The following is a 22,904-nucleotide window of genomic DNA, read 5'->3' as shown; positions in this document are numbered from 1 at the left end:
TTTGAAATATATGAAGTACTGCTTTACTGTTTTAAAATTTGATTTTCATTATGGATGATGATGTATTAAAAAGAATAGATATTTTATCTAAATTTATTACAAATGAAAAAAAAGCTAGGATTGAGAGAGTATTAAGTAGTCGCACCAATTATTTAACATTTGTGCTTGAAGATATTTTTCAGCCTCAAAATGCAAGTGCTACCATTAGGACAGGTGAAATTTTAGGACTTAGCGATGTTCATATTATTAGTAAAAAAAATAAGCACACCTTAAATCCAGATGTTACTTTAGGGTCTTCGCAATGGATAAATTTAAATAAATACAATAATACTGAGTTTGCAATTGATAGATTAAAGTCTAATGGATATAGCATAGTGGCTACATCTTTGAATGAACAATCAATAAATCTTGAAAATTTTCCAATTAACAGTAAAATGGCAATATTTTTTGGGACAGAGTTAACAGGTCTTAGTGAAGGAGTCTTGAAAGCTGCCGATTTATATGTAAAAATACCCATGTATGGATTTACTCAAAGCTATAACATTTCTGTAGCTGTTGCGATAATTATGTATTCTTTATTGACTCGCCTAAGAAAAAGTGGTATTGATTACTTGTTAAATGATGCTGAGAAATTAAATTTGAGATTAAAATACTATAGACAAGTTGTTAAAAATTATCAATTTATTGAAAATCTTATTAATTCTTAAACTTCTCTTATTCTTTTCCAAGAATTTATAAATAGATAAAAAATGGTATCAATTGTAATTATTGTTAATGTAATAATTAGAGAACCTTTTGTAAGTTCGATATTTTTTGTTTCGGGGTAGAATTTAAATATTGTGTTTATAGATATTGAAACTAGTAAATTAGCCATATATCCAGAAATTAGCCTTGATAAAGGATGAATAATCCATAGAGATTTTATTTTTATTTGTTTAAAATAATTATACAGTGAGATATTTATATATTGAGATAGAAAAAACACATATGTTCCAATTAATATTGTTAGAATGTATGTAAAGTTATTGAACAATATTTTAAAATGAATATCCGAAGTGTCTAATTTATTATGATTAAATAATATCATAAAATTAATCATAATTGTAAAAGTTATGTTTAATAAAAGACTCAGTATTATGGAATTTGTTGCCTCTTTTTTGTTATATTTTTCTACTATTAAGTTTAAAGAGAATAATGCCGATAAAAAAGTAATACCTGATAAATTTAAAGATATTTCAAATGTTTTTAAATTTCTTAATATTATAATATTTGATATTGTTGAAATAATTGCATTGAAACAAAAAAGACCGGATTTTCCGAAAAATCTGTAAAGAATTCCCAATGTTATATATGTGAAGAGAAGCATCCCTATCCATAAGTTTAAATCAAACATATTCTGATTCATAGCATTTAATTTTACCAGATTAATTATTTTAGATAAAGTTTTTTATTTATATAAAATAACTTTTTTATTTTTGAAGTTTTATATATTTTGCAAAATATATAAAAGGTGTTCCTAAAATTGCCGCTAAACCTTTAATTAGGTATGTGGAAATTACTATATCTAGGAAAGCTTGCTTTGGAAATACCTTAAAATAAGTTGCTATACTTACAAAAATTATTGTATCTATTAAGCCGCTTATTAATGTTGATCCATTGGTTCTGAAAAATAAAAACCTAGGAAATTTTTTTTTAATAAACTGATATAGGTATACATCGTTTAATTGGGATACTAGGTATGCAACAAGAGAGGCTAATAGTAAAGTTGGGATTGAAGAGAAAATAGCTTCTAAGCTTTTAAAATTTTCTTGACCTCTATTTGACATAAAGTGAATTTGGGCATTTGTTAATACTGCAAAGACAATAAAACTAATAAATCCAATATAAACGGCTTTTTTTGAAGTTTTTTTCCCATAAAATTCTGAGAGAATATCTGTTGCAATGTATGACGAGGCATAAATAATGTTGCCCAATGTAGCATTAATTCCAAATATTGTAATTTGTTTTAAAACTTGAATGTTTGCTATAATAATTGCTACTGCAACCCATGCAAATAATCCGTTTTTTTTAAAAAAAAGGAATATAATAATCAAAAATGAATAAGTAGTAATTAGCATAACGAACCATAGAATTTCATTAAACATACAATTCTCTTTTAGTAATATTAGTAATATCAGATTTACTATTATAAAATTTTAGTTTAGTTTTTGCAAATAATGCAATATTGTTGTTTTCTTGAAACTATGGTAAAATGGCACTTGCATGGGGGGATGTTTTGGATTTGACTGAAAATGCTAATATTGTAAGTTGCAGGCAGAGGGAATCTCTTAAAACTTCTAAAATAAATGCAAAAAATAATAACTTTACAAGCTCAAACCTTGTAATGGCTGCTTAAGTTAGCAGAGAGTTTTGTTGAATTTGGCTTTGAGGTTCACTTATACTCTTTTTGACATCGAAGCTTGCTTAAAAATGTTTTCAGGTTGATTTTTAGGGACTTTTATACTTGAGAGCAATTTGGCGGTTTGCTAGTATTTCCAAACCATATTGCTTAATAAAATACTAGATAAGCTTGTAGAAGCTTATGGTATTGTTTTTAGGACGCGGGTTCAATTCCCGCCATCTCCATTTATTTTATTCTTTTGTATATCTTTTAAATATAAAAAGTATTGCTAAATTTAGAGGTTTTGTGATTATTATTTAAAGCGTCCTATCGGAATCGAACCGACATCATTAGCTTGGAAGGCTAAGGTAATAGCCATTATACGAAGGACGCAAGACAATACTTTACTTATATAAAAAAAATCAATTTATGTCAATAAGATTTATTGTAATGTTATTTTTGGCTAGTAATTTTTTTTTTAAATAAGTACAATTAATCTAACTTAAATGTAGTCAAGTACAAAAACTTGTGTGGAGGAAATTGATGGGAGAGAGAGGGGAAGTATACTCTGAGAAACTATTTACAGAGTCCGAGAGAACTTATTTTTTTAATGTCAAGGAAAATAGAAAAGGGGATTATTTTTTAAATATTGTAGAGAGCAAAAGAAGTCCAAGCGGAGATTTTGAAAGGCATTCTATTTTTGTATATGAAGAAAATATAAGTGAGTTTGAATCCAATTTGCTTAAGGCAATAGCTGTTATTAAGCAGAAAGTATCTAAAGAGTCTATTGGTTCTTCTATGAGGTATAATAAAGGTTATGATGAATATGAAGAGGGATCTAAATTAGACGATTCTAGATTTCATAAGAAATCTATTATATCAGGCGGTCGATTTAAAAAGAAGGATTATTAATTTTTATTTTTTTAAATTAGTTTAAAATTTTTTCTATGAAGGCTTAAAACCCCATATTTTTTTATTGCATTTTTATGTTCTTTTGTGGGGTATCCTTTATTTTTTTTGAGTAAATATAATGGATAAATTTTATCATATTCATCCATCAGTTTATCTCTTTTAACTTTAGCAATAATTGAAGCAGCTTTTATTTCATCTATTATTGAATCTCCTTTAATTATAGCTTTAACAGTTTTTGCTGGTATTTTTGGGATAAATTTGCCATCTACAAATACTAAACTGCAATTTAATTTTAGGTTTTCGTATGCAGTTTGCATTGAAAGAAGAGATGCGTTGTGAATATTTATTTTTTCTATTACTATATTTGAGACTTCAGCAAATGCATAATATGAGTTTTCAAGTATTAATGAAGATAGGTATTCCCTTTTTTCTTTTTTTAGTTTTTTAGAATCATTTAATTCTTTTATAAAGTTAGGTTTTTTTTTGAAAACTACAGCAGCGCTTAGAATAGGTCCAAAAATACAGCCTCTTCCAACTTCATCTATTCCGCAAATCATAATTAACCTTTTTATAAAAATATTTTTATTTATTATAATATGGAATTGTAGATTTATTAGTAATTAATTTTTAATTTTAATTAGGAGTTAGCTTGGTTTTGGAAAAAATAGTACTCTTGGGGTTTAAATCTTTTTTAAGCAGACAAGAGTTTGGAATAGGCAAAAATTTAAGTTTTATTGTGGGCCCTAATGGATGTGGGAAGAGCAATCTTATTGATGCTGTGCGTTTTTGTATGGGAGAAGATAATTTAAAATTTTTAAGGGTTGAAGATATTGCGGATTTAATTTCTGTTTCAAAATTCGGAAAATCAAATTTTGCAGAAATAACTCTTTTTTTTAGCAACATTGACGGTGAAAAATCGACTTTAAGAGAATTTGGGACGAATTTTTATATTCGCAGGCGTCTTTATAAGGATGGTTCGAGTGAATATTATTTTAATAATAAAATTTTAAATTTTCAAGATTATAATAGACTTTTGAACAGGTTTCAATTTAAAAAATCCCCTTATATGTTTATAACTCAAGGTAGAGTTGAAGACATTTCTTTGGGAAGAAATGTAAATCTTAAATCTTTAATTGAACAAGCAAGCGGAATAGATATTTTGAAAATTGAAGAAGAAGAGGCTCTTAAAAATTTTAAGCAGTCTAATCAAAATTTATCATCTTTGTTGGCCTTGCAAGAAAATTTAAGGCAAAAGTACGATAACATAAAAAATGTTTATTTTTTGAGGAAAAAACATCAAGATTTAAGTCAAAAATTAGAAGCTTTAGAAAAAAAAATCACATTAAAAAAGCTTTTCAATATTAATTTTGATATTAATGTTTTAAAAAGCGAATTAAATTTAGATGGTTTGAGTAAATTTTTGTCTTCTAGTTTTAAGGAAAAGTTAGAATTTTATTCATTTAGAGAAAAAAATGTTGTTAATAATATTCAAGCATTAGAAAAGGATCTTGAGCTTACGAAGTCTAAAATTCTTGGACTAGAGATTAAAATTCAAAAATTAGAACAAGAAAAGATGGTAAAGATGAATTTGGAAGATAAGTTTTTCAAGAGTAAATCTAAGTTTGAGGAGAAAAAAAATTCCATAAATAACGATTTATATCAATTAAATAGTTTGCTTAAAGAAAAGAAAAATGAATTTTTTTCTTTAAGCGACGAGATTAATAGATATACTAAAAGTTTTTTTGAACTTGTTGATTTAATTTTATCTGTATTAAAGAGTGCTAAATCAGAAGAGCTTGTTTTATTAAAAGAGAATATATTAGAGTCTCTTAAGCTTTTTGAAGAATCATTGAGTATAAAATATATTAAAGAAATTAGAATAAATTTAATAAGGTATATTAGCAAAGATGAAAATCTTTTGGCTTTATTGAAGGATAAGATTGAGCCTATTTTCGATCAAAACGTTAATTTAAAAAAATTTTTGCTTGAAAAAAATGCCTTAAAAGCAAATTTTGCTAAAGAGATAACAAATATTGAGAGATTGATAGAAGAAAAGACACTTCAATTAAATGATGTATTAGGAGAGCTTGAGTATATAGAGCTTTCTAAATTTAAAAATTTAGACGAAATCAAACTTATAGATGGTAATTTAGAATTTTTATTTGAATCTAAGAATAGTCTTGATGAAGAGCTTAAAGATTTGTATTTAAAGCTTGAAAATTCAAATTTAGAAAAGAGCGATATTCAGCTTGAGTTAAGCAATCTTATTGGTGTTTCAAAATCCAGCAATGAGTCTTTCAAAGAAAAGGATTTGAGTTCTTTAAAATTTTTAAATGATTTTAAAAAAACTAATTATTATGAATATATAAAAAAACAGACAGAGTACGAATTTCTTTTAAACTCTAATGCAAGCATTAAGAGTGAAATAGAGAATTTCAATATTTCTAATAAAATGTCTAATAAATTTGAATTAGAAGAAGATCTTTTAACCAAAGAGATACTTCATAAAGAGATCGCTGCAATCAATCTAGGTGATTATGTATTTTTCAATATTGATAAAGAATTTGATGAAACTAAGGATCGTTTTGAAAAAGTAAGTTTACAAGTAGAAGATTTAAAGCTTTCTAAATATTCATTACAAAAACTTCAAAAAAAAATAAAAAATGAGATTTCTAAAAAGTTTAGAGAATCATTCGATGAGATTAATAAAAATTTTTCTTACTTTTTTAAAAAAATTTTCAAAGGAACCGCTATTCTTTTTTATAATGAAAATACCGATAATGTTGAGATTAGAATGAATTTTTCAAACAAATTTGTAAAAAACAATAATATGCTTTCAGGAGGTGAGAGTACTTTAGTTAGTATGGCTTTTTTATTTGCGCTTTATTATTATTCTCCTGCTTGTTTTTGTATGCTTGATGAAATAGATGCAGCTCTTGATTTTGAGAACAGCAAAAAACTTTCTTTACTTTTAAAAGAATTAGGGAAAAAAATTCAGCTCTTAGTAATAACCCATAATGCATATGTTTCTGAGGGGGGTGAAAATTTGATAGGAATTACACTTGATAATGGTGAAAGCAAGGTGTTTAATATATAATTAAGTTATATTTAAGGGAATTAACATGCAAGATAGAAAGTTTAGTTTTAGAAAATATTTTTTAATTTTAATATTTTTAATTTTTATTGTCTCAGGCGTTACTTATTTCTATTCAAAGCAAATGTTAGAGAAATCTCAAAAGTCTGTTGAAGACAATTTAAACGCTAAAGTTAAATTAGTTGATATGGAAGATTTTTATTTTGATTTAAATGAATGCTTAAATATGGATGATTTTTTTATTCCTAGGCCTGATTTTTTAAATGGAAATTTAAATAAAAATTTAGCTGTTGATGGGTTGATTAAAAATAAATTTCTTGATGATAAATTTATTAAAGATCTTTGGATTAAAAAGGAAAATTTATTTAACATTGATATTGAAAAGGAGAATGAAAAATTAATAGATGAGATTTTAGAAATTTCCAAATGATTAAAAAATATTTGATTTATATAAGTTTGCTATTTGTTGTTTTTGAAGCTTGTCCTGAGCAGCCAGCTTTTATAGATCAAGGTAATTCATATGAGCTTGATTTTAGCAGTAAAGAAGTAGATATCAATGTGAATACCAATTCAAAGTTTAATCTTTCTTTCAAAGATGAGTCTTGGATTTATATAAAAAGTAATGAAAATGAGGCTTTTATTAAGTTAATCGGAGAATCTTATGAGAATGGTGCTGTTTTTACTTTTCAAACTTTTAAAAAAGAAGGCAAAATTAAGCTAATTTTCAGTTATCAAAATGTTAAAGATTCAAGTGAATTTAATAAAATAATTATTTTGAAAATTACAAAGAAGTTTGAAGTTGAAATTCCATATAGTGATGGTGGTTCTGACAAGAATAAGGACATTAGAAGCAATAATAATCTTGAGCTTAAAAGGGACAGCATTAATGGGGTGACCTCTTTAGAGGTCATTACTAGGGCTTTAAATTTATCTTACATAAATGATTACAAAGGAGCAATAGATTTACTTAATAAGTATAATTTTAATGACGATAAATATATTTTATTGAAGGCGGAAATTTATTATAAAAATAGGGATTATTTAAAATCTTATGAAAATTATTTAAAATTGAAGAACAGATGCTTTCAAAGCATTGTTTTTGATCTAATTAAGCTTGGCATAGAATTAAATATTAAAGAAGAGGTCTTAGAAAGCGCTAGATATTTAGTTGAAAAGAATATTGATTTTTCTGAGAGTATTTATCTTGAGATTTTTCAATTCTTAGTAATAAAGGGAGAGTATGAGTTTGCTTTAAATTTTAGCTCTCTTTACTTTCCCAAGTATATCAATTCAAGTTTTTTAGATAAATATAGTTATTTGTTGGGAAAACTTTATGAGTCTGAAAGCAAACATAAAGATTTTTTAAAGTCTTTATACTATTATAAATTAGTTATTGATAATTACCCTTTTAGTGATTATTATGAGAGAGCAAAGATAAGATATTTATTTTTAAAAAGGTTTTTTTAGGAGATATTATATGATACGGAGAAGGCTTACTAAACAACTTGAAATAATAAAAGATTATCTTTGGGATATGAAAGAATGTGTTCTTAAAATCATAGATGACTCTTTAATAGCCTTAGAATCTAAAGATAAGAGTTTGGCTAAAAAAATAATCAATGAAGATGAAAAAATAATAGATGATTATCAATACGATATTGAGGATTTGTGCGGAAGGATAATTGCAACTGAACATCCTGTTGCTACAGAGCTTAGAGAAATTTTAGCAATTATTAAAATAATAAGTTCTCTTGAAAGGATTGCAGATCATGCCACTAAGATTGTAAGAGTTGTTCTTCTTCTTGAATCAGATTTGGATGATTTTGATTTTCTTAATCTGTATTTTAAACCCTTAAGAGAAATGGCTGATACAGCTAAAGAGATGTTGTCTGATATTTTTGACGCATATTTTGATGGAGATTTTACTAAAATATTAAAGATAGTTAAGTATGACAATATAATAGATAAATTATTTTCAAAGCAAAAAAGTATTGTTATTGATGCAATGAAAAAAAATCCTGAAAATTTGGATTATCTTTTAAATATATTATTTTTGAATAGCTTCTTAGAAAGAGTGGGTGATCATGTGGCAACAATTGGTGAATTGCTCTATTTTATTAGAATAGGTGAGAAGGTAAACTTAACTTAAGAGTATCATTATTTTTAGATTTTTTAAGTTAAAAATTTTATATAATAGATGATTTTTTATAAAAAGAATTAATGATCATTGATCTTTTTATAAGTGGCAGGCATTATGTATTCAAGATTTTTGTTTCCTCTGATTGTTTCTGAATGTCCAATTAAAAGATAAGAATCATCTTTAAGATAGGAGTTGAATTTATTAGCAAGGTTGTTTCTAGTTTTTTCATCAAAATATATCATGACGTTTCTGCAAAATATCAGGTCAAATTTCTTGCTAAATGGAAATTTCTCATCCATTAGATTTAATTTTTTAAAGTAAACCATTTTTTTTAAAATTTCTTTAACTTGAAATTTATCATCTTGGAGTTGATTTAAATATTTATTTTTTAAATATTTGGGCAAATTAATTATACGATCTTCAGGATAAACCCCTTCATAAGCCTCGTGTAGAACGCTAATTGAAATGTCTGTTGCTAAGATTTTGACTTTAAAATTTACTTTATTATTTTCCATATATTCTCTTAGTATCATTGCAATTGTATAAGGCTCTTCACCGCTTGAGCAGCCAGCTGACCAGATTCTAATTTCTGGGTTTTCTGATTTTAATATTTTTTCAGTAAGTTTGGGCAATATTGTGTTATTTAAAAAATCAAAATGTTTGGATTCTCTGAAAAAATAGGTATGGTTTGTTGATATTTTGTCTACTAATTCAATTAATTGAATGTTACCAGTGCTTTTTTCTAAAAAGTTAATGTATTCAGTAAAATTTTTAAAACCTTTAACCTTAAGAAGAGATGATAATCTGCTTTCAATTAGCATCTTTTTTTTTTCGCTAAGATTGATTCCAAAATTGTTGTAAACTATTTTTATTAACCTTAAAAGTTCGTCCTTAGTTATATTGATATTAAGGTTGTATTTATTTTGATTCATATTTATATACCTTTGATTTCATTCTCCTTTTTTGATTCAGAATGATTTGTTTTTATACTAGAAATACGAAAATTTCTTTTTTAGTTTATAATATTTAAGCGTACAGCTTAAGTTAGATATTTCAATTGCAATAATTTTTCAATTGTGATAATTTAGTACTTAAATTATTAGTATGCTTACTTATTAAAGGTTGTTTTATGCGAAAAAGAAGTAGAAAAGTGAAAAATGATTTGGTTGTGCTTGAATCTAAAGAAAAAAAAGTTGGTATATGGGGTATTTTTGCTCTTATTTTAATTGTTTTTGGATTTATTGTTGCACCTTTACTTCCAGGGATATTTGATAATGCTCATTCATCTGGTTTAAAATTTGGCTCTTATAAAGGTCAACCTATTTACTATAAAAAAGATAGTAAGTTTGCCAAGTATGTTAATTATTATTCAAATCTTTATTCTAGCTTACAAGGGAATGCTAAAAATATTAATATAGATTATAATGTTTGGTATTTGGCATTTATGAAATATGTTGAGGATTTAGCTTTTTTTGACTTGATAAAAAAATATAATTTTTATATTTCTAAGGAAATGTTGAATAAAAATTTACTCAGATCTCCTGAGTATTTAGACTCTAGTGGAAATTTTAGCTCTAAAAGATATAATAAAGCTTCTGATTATCAAAAAGTTAAAATTTATGATGATATGGTAAAAAATATGTTGTTTTCTAATGTTAAATTTTTTTTAAATAGTCATTTGATATTTCCCGATTCTCTTTTTAATCTAATTAAAGATATGAGTACTGTAGAAAGGCATATTTCATATCTTTATCTTTCTTATCAAGATTTTTCTAATAAAGAGGCAATATTATATGCTGAGAAAAATTTAAATTTATTTAAACGTTTAGCGCTTGCATCTATTCGTTTTAAAAATATGAGTGATGCTAGGAGTGCTTATGATAAGCTATTAAACAAAACCCCATTTGAAGAGCTTGCCAAGCTTTATTCAGATGATATAGCTAATTTTAAAGGTGTTGTTTCTTCGGACAAGTATTATTTTGATTTAGATCTTAATGTTGAAAAGAAAGAAGATCTAAATTCCATTTTTTCTTTAAAAGAAGGTGAATTTAGCAGGCCTATTAAGACTAAAAATAAAAATGAATATCAAATATATAAGGCATTTGGCAATGTTCATGATTTTGATAAAAATTCAGATCATGATATTAGCTCTGTTAAAAATTATATTGAAACTTATAAACCAAGTATTATTGAAGGTTATTTAGAAAATAAGCTAAATGATTTTCTTAGCGATGTTAAGTTTAGCAGCTTAAGCCAAGCCCTTGAAAAAAATAGGTTTAGTTTAAAAGAAGAAATTATTAATTTATCTTATAACGTTAATATTTATCCTAATACTTTAAAAGAGTTGATTGAGTTTAATAATAGCAAGTCTTTTTACAATATTGTTTTTGGATTAAAAGAAAATTCCTGGTCTAAGCCTTTTGTGGCTAATAAAAAAGTTTATTTGTTTTTCCTTAAGTCAGCTAAAAAAAGATCTAACCAGTTCAAAGAAGAGATCAAAAATGAAAAACTCCTTGACAATTTTAACATTGCAAATAGCGGTTTGATTACAGATTTTTTATTGAATAAAAAAGATTTTGTTAATAATTTTAATGAGGCATTTTTTGCTTTGCAAAACTTTAGTCAGAATTGAGAAATGAATGTTGTGATAAAGGTTTTGGGGGTTAGTATAATTAATTTTATTAAAGAATTAGTTTGGTTTTATAATTCTTTTTATAGATATTTGTTTTTATTCTTTTTTTTTACATTGTTTGCTTGTTCCAAGGTAAGCAAAGATTTTATTGTTTTTAACAAGGATGTAAAATCAGCTTCCAAAATCGATAATCTAAACTCTAATGTTTTAGAAAACAACAAAATGGAAGACTTTTTTGGAGCTATTATAGATTTAAAAGGTTATAAAATTCTTGCAGTTCAGCAAGAAAATTTAAATTTAGATGTTTATTTTGAACAGGTGGTTTTAGCTCAAAATTTTTCAAATCTTAATGCATATTTATTTATTATTGGTTTTGATCCTAAAATTAAATCTGGAACGATTCTTTTTAAAACCCAAATAGATATTGATCCAAAAAATTCTTATAATATGTATCTTGAGGATATTACAGGCGATTACGATTTTAATATAGTTGTTCAGGGGTTTTTAAAAGATAAATCTGTTTTGTACGTTTTTCAAAAATCTGTTTTAAATGATGTATCTTCTTATAAACCCATATTTTTTGACAAAGTTAATGGTACTGTTCTTATCAATAAGTATGAAAGGTCTTCAGCTTATGAAGAAAATAGATCAAGGGAAAGCTATCCTATTTCTTTAGAAAAATATGAAAAAACGGGAGAAGATTTAATAATCAGTAAGATTGAAAAATATGAATATTCTCATGTTCAGGGTAAATATTATCTTTCTTCTGTAAGTGAAAAAGTTGGGAAGATTGATAATAATATTTATAAAACTTTAAAGAATTTAAGCAAAGATGAAGTTTATAGGTTTTTGCATGGAGTTTGGTACGATGTTTATGATTATAATAAAAGACAGAGCAAAGATATTGATGAAGTTTTATTTTTGTCTTTTGAGAGGCAATCAAGCGAAATTAATCTTTTTAGAAAAAATTCTCAAGAAGTTGCAAAGATTGAATATATTTCAAAACCGGCTTACAACACTCTTAATGTTAGTGCGAAATCTCTTTTTTCAGATTTGATAGTTTACAACTTTTGGATAAAAATTGTAGACAAAGAAAACATTGAAATCAAAATTGACACTAGTACAAATTCTTATGATAATAGTGGATTTTCAGGGGCATTTAAGAGATTTGATGAGAATGTCTTAAATGTAAAAAAAAAGGGTAATGGTATTTATTTTATTCCCAATGGAAATTACGTATATAAGGATAAAATTTATGATTTTTCTTACCCCCATTTAACATATATTGATGATAATAAAATTTATTATGGTATTTTTAATATTTTCTCGTTAAAAAATAATTTTGTTCTTGAATATGAAATTGATATGGGTAGTTATAAGCTTATTGAATCTTTTTTCCTTGAATATAGCGAGAGGGTTGTTCAAAAGCAAAAATTTTCTACAATCATTCTTAATCCTATTAAAATTTTAAAAGATGATGTAAGCTTAGTTAAAGGGCAAAAATTAAAGCTTGAGCGAATAGAAAAAATAGGATAATAGTTTTTATGAAAATATTGAGAAGTATTATAACTTATTTTAATGTTTTATTTTTCTTTTTAATTTTAATTTTTTTTTTATTTCCTTTTTACTTGGTTTTTAAAATTTTTTTACTTGAGCGTTATGTTGTTAGATTTAGTTTCATTATGATGCGAGCTTGCATTAAGATTGGTTTATGGCTTGCTGGAATTAAAATTATTGTTACAGGTTCTGAGAATATCCCCCAAAAAAGCAATGTAATAATACTGGGAAATCATATTGCTGCTATGGATCCTTTAATTTTTATTTACACTTTTGTTAATCCATTTGTAATATTGGCAAAACATTCTTTACTTAGGGTTCCTTTTTTAAATCTTGTTTTAATTGTTATGGGTGCTATTTTTGTTAATAGAAAAAGCGTAAGATCTGCTGCTGCTGCTGAGGCTAAGGCAATAGAGGTTATGAGAGAAGGTAGATCTATTGGAATTTTTCCTGAAGGTACTAGAAATAGAGGAGGGGATACTAAGGTTTTTAAAAAAGGTGCAATTAAGATGGCATTGAAGACGGGAACATCTATTCTTCCTGTTACTCTTTATAATACTAATAAATTTTTTATTAAAAATATTATTTTTAATTCTGGACTTTCTGTTTATATTCATGTTCATCCTTTGATAGATGTTTTAAAATTAAGCGAATATGAAAAAGAGAATCTTGCTAGTATTATTAGAGATCAGATAGTTAAAAAGCTTGAAACTATTAAAATTTAATTTATAAAGCAAGGATTTAGATGAAGACTCAAAATTATGATGAAAGCAAAATAATAACTTTATCTTCTCTTGAACACATTAGATTAAGATCCGGTATGTATATTGGACGTTTAGGAGATGGCTCTAATATTGATGACGGTATTTATATTTTAATTAAAGAGATAATAGACAATTCAATTGATGAATTTATTATGGGCTATGGAAATGAAATTTTTATAAAAAAAGAAAATAATCTTATTGCTATTAGGGATTATGGAAGGGGAATTCCTCTTGGAAAAGTTGTTGAGAGCGTTTCAGTTATTAATACTGGAGCCAAGTATAATGATGAGGTTTTTCAATTTTCTGTAGGACTTAATGGGGTTGGAACTAAGGCGGTTAATGCCTTAAGTTCAAAATTTTTAGTAAGATCAACAAGAAATGGCAAATCTTTTGAGGCTTTGTTTTCTAAGGGAAACTTATTGGAATCTAGAGAGATAGAATCTTCTGATAAAGACGGTACTTATGTTGAGTTTTTAGCAGATTCAGAGATATTCGGAAAATATTCTTACAGTGAAGATTTTCTTAAGAGAAGATTTTTCCATTATGCTTGTTTGAATAAAGGGCTTATAATAAACTATAATAATCAAATTTTTGAATCTAAAAATGGTCTTTTAGATTTTTTGAATTCAGAAATTAAAAGTGATGATTTGCTTTATGATATTGTTTATTATTCTAGTAAAACCTTAGAATTTGCTTTTTCTCATACAAATAATTATGGAGAGACTTATTTTTCATTTGTTAATGGGCAATATACTAACGATGGAGGTACCCATCAGACTGGTTTTAGAGAAGGCTTTGTAAGAGCTATTAACGATTTTCTTAAAAAAACATATTCATCAACAGATATTAGGGAAGGGCTTGTTGCAACTCTTTCTGTTAAGATTAAAGATCCAATATTTGAAAGCCAAACTAAGAATAAGCTGGGAAATATTGAAACTAGAGGTAATGTTGCAAGGGAAGTTCAAAAGATAATTTCTGAGATTTTATATAAAGATAAGATACTTGCAAAATTGATTGAGAAAAAAGTAGTTGACAATGAACGACTTAGAAAAGAATTAAGTAGTGTAAGAAAAGAAGCAAGAGAGAGAGCAAAAAAAATATCTTTTAAAATTCCTAAGCTTAAGGATTGTAAATTTCATTTTAATGATAGCAGTAAGCAGTCAGAACAAACTATGATATTCTTAACAGAAGGGGACTCTGCAACAGGTTCAATGGTGTCTTGTAGAGATGTTTATACTCAGGCTATATTTTCTCTTAGGGGAAAACCTCAAAATATGTTTGAAAAAAATAAATCTGAAATATATAAAAATGAAGAGCTTTATAATATGATGGTGGCCCTTGGCATTGAAGAATCAATTGAAAATTTGAGGTACAATAAGGTTGTAATAGCAACCGATGCAGATTTTGATGGATTTCATATTAGAAATTTGTTGTTAACTTTTTTCTTGACTTTTTTTGAAGATTTAATTTTAAATGGTCATATGTATATTTTAGAAACCCCTCTTTTTAGAGTTAGGAACAAAAAAATCACGATCTATTGTTATTCTGAGGAAGAAAAGCAAAAAGCTATTCTTCAACTTAAAGGAGTATGTGAAGTAACAAGGTTTAAAGGCCTTGGTGAAATTTCTCCAAATGAATTTAAAGGTTTTATTGATATTAATAGTATTAAACTTACAAAAGTGGATCTTTTTAATATTAAAGAAATAAAAGAGAAATTGGGTTTCTATATGGGGCAAAATACTCCTGAGAGGCGAAATTTTATTATGGAGAATTTGATTTAATGGATATTAGAACCGTACTTAAAGATAATTTTTTGCAATATTCATCTTATGTTATTAAAGATCGTGCCATTGCTAGTGTTGTTGATGGATTTAAACCGGTTCAAAGGAGAATCATACATTCTCTTTTTGAAATGCATGATGGTAATTTTCATAAAGTTGCAAATGTTGTTGGTAATACAATGAAATATCATCCTCATGGTGATACGTCAATCTATGAGGCCCTTGTTAATATTGCCAACAAGGATCTATTTATCGAAAAGCAGGGCAATTTTGGTAATTTGTTTACAGGTGACCCTGCTTCTGCTTCTCGATATATTGAATGTAGGTTAACCCCTTTAGCTTTTGATGTTCTTTACAGTAAAGAGATAACGGTTTATGAATCTTCTTATGATGGAAGAAATAATGAACCTTTGCTTTATCCTGCAAAAATTCCTGTTATTTTAATTCAGGGAAGTGAGGGAATTGCTGTTGGAATGGCAGCTAAAATATTGCCTCACAATTTTAATGAGATTTTAAATGCAGTAAAGAGTGAGCTTCTTGGAGAGACTTACGATGTTTATCCTGATTTTCCAACAGGAGGGATAGTTGATGTTAATGAATATGCTGATGGTAATGGTAAGGTTTTGGTTAGAGCTAAAATTGAAACTATAGATGAAAAAACAATTGTAATAAGGGAATTACCTTTTGGCGAGACTACTGAGAGCTTGATATCTTCGATTGAGAAAGCGATTAGAAAAAATTATATTAAAGTTTCAAGCATTAATGATTTTACTGCTGAGAATGTGGCCATAGAATTATCTTTGCCTCGGGGTATTTATGCAAGCGAAGTGATTGAAAAATTATATCATTATACAAATTGCCAGGTATCAATTTCTGTTAATTTATTACTACTTAGTGAGAGGTATCCTGTTGTTTATACGATTAAAGATCTTATTAAGTTTCATGCAGCCCATCTTCAAAAGATTTTAAAAATGGAACTTGAATTGCAAAAAAGCAAGATTCTTGAAAAAATATTTTATAAAACACTGGAACAAATTTTTATTGAAAAAAAGATTTATAAACTTCTTGAAACAATTTCTAAAGAAGAAAATATTATGAGTATAATATTGTCAGAGCTTTTAAAATATAAAGAATCTTTTTCAAGGGAATTTTTAAAAGAAGATGTTGAAAATTTGCTTAAGATTCCAATTAGAAAAATAAGTCTTTTTGATATTGATAAGAATTCCAAGGATATTAAAATTTTAAATAAAGAATTAAAGGATGTAAATAGTAATATTTCTTCAATAAGAGAATATTCAATAAGTTTTATTGATTTATTACTTGCAAAGTATTCTAAAGAGCATCAAAGAAAGACTGAAATTTCTTTAATCAAATCAAAGAATATAAAAGAGATAGCTACAAAGAATATGAAAGTTTATTTGAACTTGGCAGAAGGTTTTGTAGGAACTAGTCTTTTTGATGGTGAATTTATTGGTAATGCTAGTTATTATGATAAAATATTGGTTTTTAGGAAAAATAGTTATGTTCTTAAAAATATTGAAGACAAGGTGTTTATAGATAAAAAGAATATATGTGCTTTAGTTTATGATATAAATAATTCAAAGGAACAAATATTTTCAATAATTTATCTTAATAAACTTGATAATTTTTATTATATTAAAAGATTTAAAATAGATAAATTTATTACAGATAAAGTTTATGAATTTTTAGGAGAAAATGATGAATTTGTCGATTTTTCATTGAGTCCCAAATTTGTAGAATTTTCGACAAATAAAGACATTATTAAAAGAATTGAAATTACTAATTTTATGGTCAAATCAAGAAGTTCTATTGGGAAGCGAATTTCAAGTAACAATTTGAAAAAAGTTAAATTTAAATAGTTTTAAAAACCTTTTTTAAATTTCATTAATATGTTACCATAGTACCAGTTTTAATTAATAAAGAGGTTTTTATGAATAAATTTTTAATTTTTGTTGTTTTGGTAACCTTTTGTGCTTTTTCTAGCTTTGCTCAAACCTATGATTCTAAAAGCGCGTTTAATCCGGGTGCGGGAGCGGTAGAAAAACTTTTAGTTTATGAAACTAGCAAGAAAGATCCTATTGTGCCATTTTTATTGAACCTTCTTTTGGGGTTTGGTATAGGTTCTTTTGCTCAAGGAGATATTCTGGGAGGTTCTCTTATTCTTGGATTTGATGCGCTTGGAATAGGACTAATATTTACGGGGGCTTATTTAGATATCAAAGCTTCTGATAGCAATGCTCAGAAAGCTGATTTTAGCTGGACTTGGGGTAAGGGAATGATACTAGTAGGTGCAGTTACTATGGCTGTGACAAGATTGACAGAAATTGTTCTTCCATTTACATTTGCCAATAGTTATAATAGAAAACTGAAAAATAGCCTTAACATAGCTTTGGGAGGATTTGAACCTAGTTTTGATATTAACATGGGTCAAGCTAGTGCTCTTGGATTTGAGCTGTCTTTCAAAAAAAGTTATTAATTTTTATTTATTATGAAAATGAGTAATTGCAATTTTGTATTGTGATTACTCATTGTAATTTAAAATTAAAGCTTTTATTTATATTTTATTTCCCTACTAAGGTCTTTTTTTATACTTTTTTGTTTTAGTATTTCTCTTTTATCATACAATTTTTTCCCTTTACATATTCCAACTTCTACTTTAATTATCGATTTTTTTAAATAAAAACTAATAGGAATTAAAGTGTATCCCTCTTTTTCTTTAAATTTTTTTAGTCTTTGTAATTCCTGTTTTTTGATTAAAAGTTTTCTAGATCTTAATTCATCGTGATTGAAGATATTTCCTTCTTTATATTTCGATACGTGCAAGTTTTCAAGCCACAATTCTTCTTTTTTTATACTTGCAAAGCTATTAGTAAATGATATTTTTTTTGCCTTTATCGATTTTACTTCGGTTCCTTTCAGTACTATTCCGCAACTTATTTTCTCTTCAATAAAGTAATTGAATTTTGCCTTTTTGTTTTCAATAAGTAAAGTGTTTGTGTTCAAATCGATTCCTTTTATTCCTTTGATACAATTAATCTAAAACCAATATTTGGAGAACTCCAATTCTTTAAGAAAGAAGCCCTAGTTGATGGATTGATTAAATTATTATTTTGATGGGAGTATGTTCTAATTTCTGTTACTAATGAATAAAAATTTGAATTTTCGTTATAAAAATTTTTTTCATTTTTGAATATTGCAATGTCGTTAAAAGACGAATTTTGCATTAGGTTCCAAAATCCAACTTTTTTTGATATTTCATTGATATTTAATGGTTTTTGGGTTGGTTCTTTTTGATACAATTCCCATTCTTGGGATATGGGGAGTCTTGCTTTGAATCCTTTGGGAAGTTTTTTAGAGTACCATTTGGCATATTCTATTGCCGAGAAATAAGATATTCCCGTGATAGCTTCATTTAAACCTATTTGATTAACATTTTTGAGATAATTTTCATCTACAAGTTGTTCTTTTATTAAATTTTCTTTATTATTCAATGCCCATTTTGGATTTTCTTTTAAAAAATTTTGATATTCATATTTTGTAACATTTTGTTCTTGAATAAGAAATTCTTTTATACTGTAGGTAGACTTTAGTGAAATATTTTTTGAATCTAATTCATAATTTTGAATTTTTTCGATTTTATTTGAATTTATTTTTTTAAATCCAGCTAACTTTATATTAATTTTTTCATTTTTAGAAATTAATTGAATATTTTCATTGTCTAGAGTTTTGCTTAATGTTTTAACCCAAGGCTCATTCTTTGTTAGTGTTTTTAAATCTTTATCTAAATTTTCTAAAAACCAAAAGATAGCTCTATTTTCTAAATCAAAATTTGTTTTTAAAGAGTTCCATATTTCTTCTTGATTGCTGTTGCTTTGGTTTATTGAATATACTAGTTTGTATGAATTTAGGAAATCCTTAAACATTTCGATTGAATTTAAGTAGGGTATGGAATCTTTTAAAAATTTTTTAATGTATTTAGGATATTCTTTAAGCTCACTAGATACTAATGAAAATACAGGAATTAATTTTGTATGTTCATTAGTATTTTTTATTTTCACCATTATAGAGAGCTCTTTTTGTCTTTGTTTAATGATCTTTTCAGGATCAATCAGTTTTAAATTTATTTGTAAATTATAGTTTCCAAAAAATTTGTTGTGAATTTTTATGTTTTGTTCGTGGGTTTCAAATCCCATCCTTTTTGCTTTAATGATTCCCTCAGTGGTATTTATATATTTGTTAAGTGGAGTCCTGCCGATATATTTTTCGTTTAAATAGATATAAGTGTTTGCAATATTAGAATTTATTTTTAAATATGCTCCTGGATTTTTAAATTTAGGTATGATAATTAAAATTGATATTAAACCTAAAAGCAATATTATTGTTGTAAGAAATACATAAATTTTTGGGGCTATTCCTATGATTGGCTTTAATTTAACTTCAAAAAGCTCATTATTTGAATTGTCGTCAATTTCCTTCATCTTTTAAAGTATAGAAAAGTATTTAAATAAGTGTCAATATTTTGTATGATTTAATTCTTGAGGTTAGATTATGTATTTAAGAAGATTGGATAAATTTGCGTCTTTTTTGGTATATTTTGTTGAGAAATACTTGACATACAGAAAAAGAAAGAAGTATTTTTGCAAATTGAGGGCGAAAAAACGAGGATTTTTGCTCAATTTTTTATTTGATTTTGTAGCGGCGGCAATTTTTGTACTGGTAATAAATCAATATTTTGTCCAAGCTTATAAAATACCATCAGGTTCAATGGAAAATACTCTTCAAGTAGGGGATTTTTTATTTGTAGATAAATTTTCTTACGGTCCTGAACTTTTACCAGGGCTATTTAAGATTAATGGTTTTAAAACTCCAGAAGAATCCGATGTTATTATTTTTGAAAATCCAGAGTATAAGTCAAAGGGTATTTTTTTTGATATTTTTCAAAGAATACTTTACATGTTAACGTTATCTTTTGTTGATCTTGATAGAGATGAATATGGCAATCCTAATGTTAGATTTCTCGTGAAACGAGGTGTATTTGCAGACGGTAAAATTATTAGATTTAACAGTGGTAAAGCTTACATTAAAAGAGAAGGCGAAGAAAATTTTATTTTAGAAGATTCTTATCGGGATTTGGTTGGTCAGAATTTTAATATTAAAAAAATTGTGGCAAATGAAGACTATGGAATTTATGGTGATTTTGCTATGTTTGTTGCTCTGAGCCAGTTAAATATAGATTTAAGTAGTACTCCTGATTTCTCATTTTTTAATACTAGAGTGATTGATAAGTTTGAGTTTGAAAGATTACAATACAAGTATTTATCTGCTTTTATGCCATATGTTGATTATTATATGGAAAAAGCTATAATAAGAGATTATGGAATTTATGTTCCTTATGGATATGTTTTGCCAATTGGAGACAATAGAGACAATTCTCATGATGGTAGATTTTTTGGAGTAATTAATAAGAATAAAGTGCTTGGAAGAACCCTTATAATATATTTTCCATTTTCTAGAGTAGGGTTTATTTAAAGTGGCTTCATATTTAACTTTTGAACAAAGGCTTTTGAGGAGAAAGCAAAGAAAAATTTTTTTAAAATATGTTTTAACATTTTTAATATTAAATTTTTTTTTCACAAAGTTTGTTTTGCAAATTTTTATGATTAAAGGTGATGAGATGTCGCCAACAATAACAAAAAATGCTAGTTTATTTTTTGTTGCAACATATATAACATCTTTTTTTATTCCTTTGAAAATGAACGACATTGTTCTTTATGAAGATTTTAGGCTAAGTGATAATCTTTTATTAACTTTAATAAAAGATTTCTTTTTTTTAAATAAAATTTTCAAAAGAGCAAGCTATAAAGTATCAAGAATAGCAGCTGTTCAGGGTGATTCTGTGTATGTTAGGGGTTTTAATGTTCTGGTAAATAAAAAGGATACAGATTTTTATTATTTGAATGGCAATTTGGTTAGCTATTACAAGTTAAATAATTTTTTTAATACAGATGAAGTGGTAAAGTGTTTTATTTTGAAAAAAAATGAAATTTTCTTATTAAATGACAATTTAAGTGTTTTGAATGATTCTAGAATATTTGGACCTATTAATAAAAATGCTATTGTTTCTTTTTTAGCTTTCAAGGTAGTGGACTATAAGATTGTTAAATAAAATTTTTGTTGATGCTGATTCTTGTAATTTTAAAATAATAAAATTTTTACAAAAATTTATATTGTACAAAAAATCAAAACTTATTGTAGTTTCTAATAAGTTTTTGAATTTAGAAAAAACTGAGAATTTTGTCTTAGAAGTGGTAGACAATGTTGATGCATTTATTTTGAATTTGGCAGATAAGTACAGTCTTGTGATTACTAGAGATATTTTTTTTGCCAAACTTCTTTTAGATTTTGAGGTTAAGGTTATGAATGATGAGGGTCAAATTTTTAATACAAATAATATAAATTATTTGTATTTTAGATCTAAAATTAATTTCAATTTGAAAATTAAGATTAAAAAATATTATGATGGAGATTTTAATAAATCTAGATATGATAAATTTATAACAAATTTTTATTCTTTATTCTTTAGTTAATTTTTTGTTTTCCAATTTCCACAAACCTTTACCTTGTGTTAATATGTAAATTGTGTTGTTTGATACAGGAATAATATCGTTAAGACCCGCTTTGCTTAGTTGAGAACCGTTATAGGATCCTGGTTCTACAGATTTTGAGGGCGCCTGTAAAGCAAAAACTCCTTCTTTATTTTTTGTAAATTCTGCAAATCCATTATTACTTCCGATTAATATCGCATCATTAAATTCTCTTGCAAAGTAGCCGCTAAATTCGCCCACTTCGTCTTGAGTAAATATTGGTGTTGTGTAATTATTTGCACTTGAATACACTTTAAATTTTGTGTCTAAATTATTATAGCCACCAGTCATTACTAAGATTTCAGAAAAACCTCTAATGCTTGTTTTAATAATAGGCATTATTTCTTTGGCTTGTTGGTAGTCTATGCTTGTGTATGTATTGCTATTTATTTGCCATATTTTAAGCGAATTTCCTGTGATTAATTTATCTTCATTTGACATTTGATAAAATTTGTCATTTTCAGTAGCTTGTGGTGGCGTTTTTTCAACTCCTTCTAGATCAAAAATTTTCTTTTTATTATTTTTGTCTATAGCTAAAATATATGCTTCTTTTACGCCATCGTTTCCTACAGATTTTAAGAATTTATATGCTTTTAGTGGTTTTTTAAATTTTAATGTCCAATCTTTTCCATTTAGCTGGCACACTTCTAGTTCTGAGTTTCTATTTTGCGCTAAAAGATAGGTTTTCCCAGATACATTTACAATGTCATTTATAAACTCATAAGAATTGCTTAAATCAATTTTTTCAATCTTACCGTTTTCTTTTTTAAATAAATGCATGGCTGCAATATAAAGAGTTTCTCCTACTAGAGAAATTCCTCTTGGGCTAGAACTACCCAAAATATTATATTCATGTTTTATTTTTTGTAGATTTCCTAGTTGGGAAAATATGGATTCGCTTGAGCATGCTAGTAGTAAAAATATTAATAGGTTTAAAATTAATCTTTTTTTAAAATAGTTCTCATATTTTTGTTTCATT

The 22,904-nt window shown here is 26.3% G+C and carries 22 protein-coding genes, 1 tRNA gene and 1 other RNA gene; 16 read left to right on the top strand and 8 right to left on the bottom strand.

Annotated elements, in window-relative coordinates; genetic code table 11:
• Positions 1-50 precede the first annotated feature (50 nt).
• Positions 51-707 (top strand): TrmH family RNA methyltransferase, encoded by a 657-nt coding sequence (locus QIA31_RS00780; protein WP_301393746.1) that lies wholly within the window; start codon positions 51-53, stop codon positions 705-707.
• On the opposite strand, the gene QIA31_RS00775 is transcribed toward QIA31_RS00780, so the two are convergent.
• Both QIA31_RS00775 and QIA31_RS00770 read right to left on the bottom strand, forming a co-directional pair.
• Entirely contained in the window at positions 704-1,393 is a 690-nt protein-coding gene (locus QIA31_RS00775; protein ID WP_301394446.1) for a queuosine precursor transporter, read from the bottom strand. The two genes, QIA31_RS00780 and QIA31_RS00775, sit on opposite strands and share 4 nt — an antisense overlap.
• Before the next feature lie 76 nt (positions 1,394-1,469).
• Entirely contained in the window at positions 1,470-2,144 is a 675-nt protein-coding gene (locus tag QIA31_RS00770) for a queuosine precursor transporter (protein ID WP_301393743.1), read from the bottom strand.
• 122 nt (positions 2,145-2,266) lie between these two features.
• Here QIA31_RS00770 and ssrA point away from each other — a divergent pair.
• Positions 2,267-2,628, top strand: a transfer-messenger RNA (tmRNA) gene (ssrA, locus tag QIA31_RS00765).
• Positions 2,629-2,701: 73 nt separating this feature from the next.
• Here ssrA and QIA31_RS00760 read toward each other — a convergent pair.
• Positions 2,702-2,773: transfer RNA gene (locus QIA31_RS00760), tRNA-Gly, on the bottom strand.
• Positions 2,774-2,923: 150 nt separating this feature from the next.
• Between QIA31_RS00760 and QIA31_RS00755 the strand changes: the two genes are divergently transcribed.
• A complete protein-coding gene (locus tag QIA31_RS00755) occupies positions 2,924-3,292 on the top strand; it encodes a DUF3276 family protein (protein ID WP_301393740.1) in 369 nt (122 codons plus the stop codon).
• 11 nt (positions 3,293-3,303) lie between these two features.
• Here the strand turns inward: QIA31_RS00755 and QIA31_RS00750 are convergent, their stop codons facing one another.
• Positions 3,304-3,849 (bottom strand): ribonuclease HII, encoded by a 546-nt coding sequence (locus QIA31_RS00750; protein ID WP_301393737.1) that lies wholly within the window; start codon positions 3,847-3,849, stop codon positions 3,304-3,306.
• A gap of 92 nt (positions 3,850-3,941) precedes the next feature.
• On the opposite strand from QIA31_RS00750, the gene QIA31_RS00745 reads away from it, so the two are divergent.
• The 4 genes from QIA31_RS00745 to phoU are packed head-to-tail and all read left to right on the top strand — an operon-like array spanning position 3,942 to position 8,535.
• On the top strand, positions 3,942-6,389 hold the full coding sequence (locus QIA31_RS00745; protein WP_301393734.1) for a chromosome segregation SMC family protein: 2,448 nt from the start codon (positions 3,942-3,944) through the stop codon (positions 6,387-6,389).
• A 25-nt stretch (positions 6,390-6,414) separates the two neighbouring features.
• Positions 6,415-6,816 (top strand): hypothetical protein, encoded by a 402-nt coding sequence (locus QIA31_RS00740; protein WP_151060652.1) that lies wholly within the window; start codon positions 6,415-6,417, stop codon positions 6,814-6,816.
• Positions 6,813-7,853, top strand: coding sequence for a hypothetical protein (locus tag QIA31_RS00735; protein WP_301393729.1), 1,041 nt, complete (start codon positions 6,813-6,815; stop codon positions 7,851-7,853). The genes QIA31_RS00740 and QIA31_RS00735 overlap by 4 nt, the downstream gene beginning before the upstream one ends.
• A 10-nt stretch (positions 7,854-7,863) precedes the next feature.
• A complete protein-coding gene (phoU, locus tag QIA31_RS00730) occupies positions 7,864-8,535 on the top strand; it encodes a phosphate signaling complex protein PhoU (protein WP_014653301.1) in 672 nt (223 codons plus the stop codon).
• Positions 8,536-8,603: 68 nt separating this feature from the next.
• Here the strand turns inward: phoU and QIA31_RS00725 are convergent, their stop codons facing one another.
• Complete coding sequence (locus QIA31_RS00725) at positions 8,604-9,464, bottom strand: protein-glutamate O-methyltransferase (protein WP_301394445.1); 861 nt, start codon at positions 9,462-9,464, stop codon at positions 8,604-8,606.
• Between the two features lie 191 nt (positions 9,465-9,655).
• Between QIA31_RS00725 and QIA31_RS00720 the strand changes: the two genes are divergently transcribed.
• From QIA31_RS00720 to QIA31_RS00695, 6 genes are all read left to right on the top strand, one after another.
• Entirely contained in the window at positions 9,656-11,158 is a 1,503-nt protein-coding gene (locus QIA31_RS00720) for a peptidylprolyl isomerase (RefSeq protein ID WP_301393727.1), read from the top strand.
• A 3-nt stretch (positions 11,159-11,161) separates the two neighbouring features.
• Complete coding sequence (locus QIA31_RS00715; RefSeq protein WP_301393724.1) at positions 11,162-12,694, top strand: pallilysin-related adhesin; 1,533 nt, start codon at positions 11,162-11,164, stop codon at positions 12,692-12,694.
• An 8-nt stretch (positions 12,695-12,702) separates the two neighbouring features.
• The gene (locus QIA31_RS00710) at positions 12,703-13,440 is read left to right on the top strand and encodes a lysophospholipid acyltransferase family protein (protein ID WP_301393721.1); all 738 of its coding nucleotides are present in this window, start codon (positions 12,703-12,705) and stop codon (positions 13,438-13,440) included.
• Between the two features lie 20 nt (positions 13,441-13,460).
• Positions 13,461-15,260 carry a toprim domain-containing protein gene (locus QIA31_RS00705; RefSeq protein ID WP_301393719.1) on the top strand — a complete coding sequence of 600 codons (1,800 nt, stop codon included), beginning with the start codon at positions 13,461-13,463 and terminating at the stop codon, positions 15,258-15,260.
• Positions 15,260-17,140 (top strand): DNA topoisomerase IV subunit A, encoded by a 1,881-nt coding sequence (locus QIA31_RS00700; protein ID WP_301393717.1) that lies wholly within the window; start codon positions 15,260-15,262, stop codon positions 17,138-17,140. The genes QIA31_RS00705 and QIA31_RS00700 overlap by 1 nt, the downstream gene beginning before the upstream one ends.
• A 71-nt stretch (positions 17,141-17,211) precedes the next feature.
• Positions 17,212-17,757: a P13 family porin gene (locus QIA31_RS00695; RefSeq protein WP_301385317.1), complete on the top strand. Its 546-nt coding sequence runs from the start codon at positions 17,212-17,214 to the stop codon at positions 17,755-17,757.
• Positions 17,758-17,831: 74 nt separating this feature from the next.
• Here the strand turns inward: QIA31_RS00695 and smpB are convergent, their stop codons facing one another.
• Complete coding sequence (gene smpB / locus QIA31_RS00690) at positions 17,832-18,284, bottom strand: SsrA-binding protein SmpB (RefSeq protein WP_301393714.1); 453 nt, start codon at positions 18,282-18,284, stop codon at positions 17,832-17,834.
• An 11-nt stretch (positions 18,285-18,295) separates the two neighbouring features.
• Positions 18,296-19,759: an SUMF1/EgtB/PvdO family nonheme iron enzyme gene (locus QIA31_RS00685; RefSeq protein WP_301393711.1), complete on the bottom strand. Its 1,464-nt coding sequence runs from the start codon at positions 19,757-19,759 to the stop codon at positions 18,296-18,298.
• 70 nt (positions 19,760-19,829) lie between these two features.
• Between QIA31_RS00685 and lepB (QIA31_RS00680) the strand changes: the two genes are divergently transcribed.
• From lepB (QIA31_RS00680) to QIA31_RS00670, 3 genes are read left to right on the top strand one after another with little or no spacing between them, the layout of a single operon-like run.
• Positions 19,830-20,810, top strand: a complete 981-nt coding sequence (lepB, locus tag QIA31_RS00680; protein ID WP_301393710.1) for a signal peptidase I — start codon at positions 19,830-19,832, stop codon at positions 20,808-20,810.
• Position 20,811: 1 nt separating this feature from the next.
• Positions 20,812-21,447, top strand: coding sequence for a signal peptidase I (gene lepB / locus QIA31_RS00675; RefSeq protein ID WP_301393708.1), 636 nt, complete (start codon positions 20,812-20,814; stop codon positions 21,445-21,447).
• The gene (locus QIA31_RS00670; RefSeq protein WP_301393706.1) at positions 21,437-21,868 is read left to right on the top strand and encodes a DUF188 domain-containing protein; all 432 of its coding nucleotides are present in this window, start codon (positions 21,437-21,439) and stop codon (positions 21,866-21,868) included. Before lepB (QIA31_RS00675) ends, QIA31_RS00670 begins: the two co-directional genes overlap by 11 nt.
• Here the strand turns inward: QIA31_RS00670 and bamB are convergent.
• Complete coding sequence (gene bamB / locus QIA31_RS00665; RefSeq protein ID WP_301393704.1) at positions 21,854-22,903, bottom strand: outer membrane protein assembly factor BamB; 1,050 nt, start codon at positions 22,901-22,903, stop codon at positions 21,854-21,856. The two genes, QIA31_RS00670 and bamB, sit on opposite strands and share 15 nt — an antisense overlap.
• Position 22,904: the final 1 nt, after the last annotated feature.

It is taken from the genome of [Borrelia] turdi (assembly GCF_030439285.2).
GTDB lineage: Bacteria > Spirochaetota > Spirochaetia > Borreliales > Borreliaceae > Borreliella > Borreliella turdi.
This window is presented reverse-complemented; position numbering and strand designations above follow the sequence as displayed.